Source organism: Gemmata sp., assembly GCF_051859125.1.
GTDB lineage: Bacteria > Planctomycetota > Planctomycetia > Gemmatales > Gemmataceae > Gemmata.
Genome location: NZ_JBHYGG010000118.1, coordinates 6,617 through 11,056 on the forward strand (window position 1 = coordinate 6,617; position 4,440 = coordinate 11,056).

Genomic DNA, 4,440 nt, shown 5'->3' on the forward strand with positions numbered 1-4,440 from the left:
GGGGGCCCCGCGGGCCACCCCCGTGCCCCCCCCCCGGCCCCCCCTGCCCCGCCCCCCCCAGGGGGGGGGCCGGCCGTAGCCCAGGGTGCAAACCCTGGGACCGCTGGGATCACGGGCGCAAACCCCGGGTCTCGTTGGGCTGGCACCGACTCCCAGACACGCTTAAACTACGGCCGGTTCGCTCCCCGAACACCCGGTGACGGAATGGACGCCCCCTCTGACGTCGGAACGCCCGGACCTGTCGAGCACCGCGCCGGGTCGCCGCGCACCGAGGTGCTCCTGGAGGCCCTCAAGGCCGCCATTACGACGCCCGGCGAGCACCGGCTCTTTCGCTCGGGGAAGCTCAGCGGCCTGTTCCCCACACGCGCCGGTACGTCGGCCGAGGCGGCGCTCGTCGCGGTGCAAGAAGGGCTGCTCGAAACGGTCCGCACCGAGACCCGCGGCAAGATCGTGACCGAGTGGGTCCGCGGCACGCCGAAGGCCGTCGCGTTCGTCCACGACCACGACTCGCCGAAGTCGGTGCTCCGCGAACTGAAGGAGACGCTCGCCACGGCCCGCGGCGGGGTTCCGGTGTGGATGGCCGAGGCCAAGGCCGAAGTCGCGCTGCTCTCGGCGCGGTTCGAGGAGCGCGCCGCCGCGATGCTGACCCGCCTCGACGAACTCGCGACCCGCGTCGAGGCGGCGCTGCGTCGCGCCGAGACATCTGGCCCCGTGGTCGGCGAGCAGGTCGGTCGTTTGGTGCCGTGGGCAGTGGAAGCGCTGGAGTACCTCGACCGCCGCCGGGCGTCCGGGGCCGGCGGCGACTGCACGCTCCCGGAGTTGTTCCACGCGGTGCGGGTGAAGTGCCCGGAACTACTACTGCCGGCGTTCCACGACGGCCTGAAGCGATTGCACGACGTGCGGGCCGTGCGCTTGCTCCCCGCCATCGAGATGAGCGAGCCGGAGTACGCAATCGTGGTCGAAGGGAAGCTCGTCTACGCCGCGACGCGGTGACGGAGGTTGAAACGAACTGCTGGCGTACCTACTCACGCGCTGGCGTTAACTCCCGGGTCCAATGGGTGGGAGCCCCGTCCTCTCCCGGAGCGAGGCGACCGTCTGCGTGTTGTGGTAGCCCGGAGCGTGAAGACTCACGCAGTCGAATACGTAACCTTGCTCACCGTCCGTTTCCGAAGTGCAACTCCGCCAGAGGATCATGTTTAGCGCGGGGAAGTAGTAGGTATGTCGACCCGGCCGGTAGACGGTTGGATCGAACCCGAATCGATGGGCTATCTCTGCAACCACGTCGTCGGCCGCTGACTCAAAAAGATCGATCCCTTCGAGCGAGCCCCAGTGCTTGGGTGACTGGATAAATGCCACGGCGGGCGGCGAGCCGCAGAAATCGACCTGGATGTCGTGGTCCCGTTCGAGGAGCGGTTGGACTTCATCGCGTGTCATGCCGAGACGCACCAATCCACCAAGTGACATGATTCCGACGTGAGGAATGACCTCGTCTGTTGCCATCGGATTTCCTCGTCGGCGGGACGTCACCACTACTGGCGGGCCCGGTACTACCCAAATCTTCGCTGCCGCAGGATGAGGTAGTCGAGGAGCGCCTTGTCGAACCCGACGCTGGTGTCCATCGGGACGTAATCGACGTTCGCGCCGGCGCACTCGGTCTTGTAGTAGTTGCGGAACTCGGCGACGAACGTGCGGTAGTCCTCGGCGATCCCCTGCGCGTCAATCTCCTTGTGGTCGCTCGACTCCACGTCCTGGAAGTCCACCAGCCCGGCGAGCGGGAACTTCGATTCGAGCACGTCGAGGATGTGGAACACGATCACCTCGTGCCCCGAGTACCGCAGCCGGTACAGGCTCCGCAGCACCGCGTCGGCCTCGGCCTTCCAGTCGTCGGTCGTCGGCAGCAGGTCGGTGAAGAGCATCACGAGGCTCTTGCCCTTCATCATCGACGCGAGCTGGAACAGGCTGTCCGGGATGTTCGTCTTGCCGACCGGCTTGAGGTTCGCGAGCACCGACAGGATCGTGCCGAGCTGCGACCGCTTGCTCTTGGGCGGGATGACGGTGGTGAGCTTCTCGTCGAACGCGACCAGGCCGACCGGGTCCTGCTGGTAGATCATCAGGTAGCCGAGCGCGGCGGCGAGGCACACGGCGTAGTCGAACTTGGTGAGCGTCTCGTCGGCCGCGCCGAGGGCGGCCCAGTCGATCTTCACGCCGGCCCGGCGGGCCTCGGCCGGGCCGTTCCAGTCCATCGACTTCGACAGGTCCATGACGAGGTGGCCCGTCATGTTCGTCTCGGCCCGGAACTTCTTGACGAAGTACTTCCCGGTCTTGGCGTACACGTTCCAGTCGAGCGACTTGAGGTCGTCGCCGGGGTTGTACTTCCGGTGCTCGGAGAACTCGACGGAGAACCCCTGGAACGGGCTGCTGTGGAGCCCGGTCAGAAACCCCTCGACGATGAACTTGGCCCGCAGGTCGAGCCTTGCGACCTGGCGAATGACTTCGGGCCGGAGGTACTTGTCGGCGGTCATGTTGATCGGAGTGTTGGGAGCGTTGGGAGCGTTGCGTGTTGGGAGCGTTGCTGGCCCGCTGGGTACCGCGGAGCCCAAGCACTTTCGACACGCAACACTCTCAACGCTCTTGTAAGAGCACCTCACCCGCCGCCGAGAACCACCCCTTGCCGTCGATCTGGTAGACGCCGTCGGTCGCGGCCGCGAGGAACTTGCACGCCGCTTCCAGAAGGCGCTCCAGGGTCACCTCGTCGGCCGCGGCGATCGGCTTGCGGAGCGTGACGAGTTGCTTCGTCTGGATGGCGTGCTGCATGAGCGCGCCATTGTTGGGGCTGTAGTCGCACGTCTCCAGTTCGGCCGCGTAGGCGTTCAGGTCGTCGCGGATGTCGTCCTCGCCCGCGAGGTACCGCTGCACGAACACGGTCGCGCCGCCCGCGAGCCGCAACTCGCCGGCCGTCCACCCGAGGTCGTCGCCCTTGAAGTGCGGCTCGACCGGCACCCCGGCTTCGTGCAGGTGCTCGGCGAGCGCCGCGGGCGACGGTTCCGATTCCGAGCGGCCGAACACGCGGTACCACATCAGCGGATTTCACCACGGTGAGAATGTTCTGAGCCCCGGAGGGGCGGCGGATGGTAGCCAGGGGTGCGGTGCCGGCTCTGCGGCACAAACCCCTGGTCCGAGGGGTTCGCGTGGGGACCAGGGGTTTGCTCGCTGCGCTCGCCGCACCCCTGGCTACCTTCCGCCGCCCCTCCGGGGCTGAAGGCCGAATACTATCGTTTCCGTTCCGCGTACTTCTTCGGCTCGGGCTCGCTCACGATCTTCAGCAGTTCGGTCACGATGTCGTCGCTGCTCTTGCCCTCGGCCTGGGCCTGGAAGTTCGCGCTGACGCGGTGCCGCAGCACGGGGATCGCGGCCTTCTTGATGTCGTCGATCGCGACGCTCGGGCGGCCGTCCATCGCCGCGAACGCCTGGCCCGCCTGCGCCAGGAAGATGCCGGCCCGCGGCCCCGCGCCCCAGTCCACGAGCCGCTTGATGACGTCCGGGGCCGACGGGTCCTTCGGGCGGGTGGCGCGGACGAGCTTCACGATGAAGTCGTTGACGAACTTCGGCACCTCGATCTTCTTCACCAGCTTCTGCCACGACACGATCCGCTCGGCCGTGAGCACCTTCGTCAGTTCCGGCTTCTCGCCGCGGGTGCTCATCGACACGATCAGTTGCTCGTCCTCCAGGGTGGGGTAGTCCACCTTGATGTTGAACATGAACCGGTCGAGCTGGGCCTCGGGGAGCGGGTAGGTCCCCTCCTGTTCGATGGGGTTCTGCGTGGCGATGACGAAGAACGGCTCCGGGAGCTTCATCGTCTCGGCCCCGGCCGTGACCTGCCGCTCCTGCATGGCTTCGAGGAGCGCGGCCTGCGTCTTGGGCGGGGTCCGGTTGATCTCGTCGGCCAGCACGATGTTCGCGAAGATCGGCCCGCGGACGAACCGGAACTCGCGCTTCCCCTCGGCCGTCTCGTCGAGGATCGTCGTGCCGGTGATGTCCGACGGCATCAGGTCCGGGGTGAACTGGACCCGCTTGAACGCGACGTTCAGGATCTGGGCCACGGAGCTGACCATGAGCGTCTTCGCCAGCCCGGGGACGCCGACGAGCAGGCAGTGCCCGCGGGTGAAGATCGCCGCGAGCACCTGCTCGATGACCTCGCCCTGCCCGACGACGACGCGGCGGAGCTGGTCGAGCATCCCCGTGCGGTCCACGGCGAACTGGTTCAGGTAATCGGTGAATTTGTCGGTCGCGGACAAGAGCCACCTCTCGTGTCGTGCGCGGTGCGGGAGCCGTCCCACCAGTTTACCGAATCCCACGCGCCCCGTGTGAGCACCGGGGGCGCTCGCCCGGGTAGGGATCACATTAGTTGGTAGACGTTCGTTTCATGCGGCCGTGGACCGC

Annotated in this window: 5 protein-coding genes; 1 reads left to right on the forward strand and 4 read right to left on the reverse strand. The window is 67.1% G+C overall.

Going from position 1 to position 4,440, the window contains the following annotated elements:
• The first annotated feature begins 204 nt into the window (after positions 1-204).
• Positions 205-993, forward strand: coding sequence for a hypothetical protein (locus ACTIGN_RS12920; protein WP_439624407.1), 789 nt, complete (start codon positions 205-207; stop codon positions 991-993).
• Positions 994-1,038: 45 nt separating this feature from the next.
• On the opposite strand, the gene ACTIGN_RS12925 is transcribed toward ACTIGN_RS12920, so the two are convergent.
• From ACTIGN_RS12925 to ACTIGN_RS12940, 4 genes are all read right to left on the reverse strand, one after another.
• Positions 1,039-1,500: a hypothetical protein gene (locus ACTIGN_RS12925; RefSeq protein ID WP_439624409.1), complete on the reverse strand. Its 462-nt coding sequence runs from the start codon at positions 1,498-1,500 to the stop codon at positions 1,039-1,041.
• 47 nt (positions 1,501-1,547) lie between these two features.
• Positions 1,548-2,522: a DUF58 domain-containing protein gene (locus tag ACTIGN_RS12930; protein WP_439624411.1), complete on the reverse strand. Its 975-nt coding sequence runs from the start codon at positions 2,520-2,522 to the stop codon at positions 1,548-1,550.
• A 100-nt stretch (positions 2,523-2,622) separates the two neighbouring features.
• A complete protein-coding gene (locus tag ACTIGN_RS12935; protein WP_439624413.1) occupies positions 2,623-3,078 on the reverse strand; it encodes a hypothetical protein in 456 nt (151 codons plus the stop codon).
• A gap of 191 nt (positions 3,079-3,269) precedes the next feature.
• The gene (locus tag ACTIGN_RS12940; protein ID WP_439624414.1) at positions 3,270-4,235 is read right to left on the reverse strand and encodes an AAA family ATPase; all 966 of its coding nucleotides are present in this window, start codon (positions 4,233-4,235) and stop codon (positions 3,270-3,272) included.
• Positions 4,236-4,440: the final 205 nt, after the last annotated feature.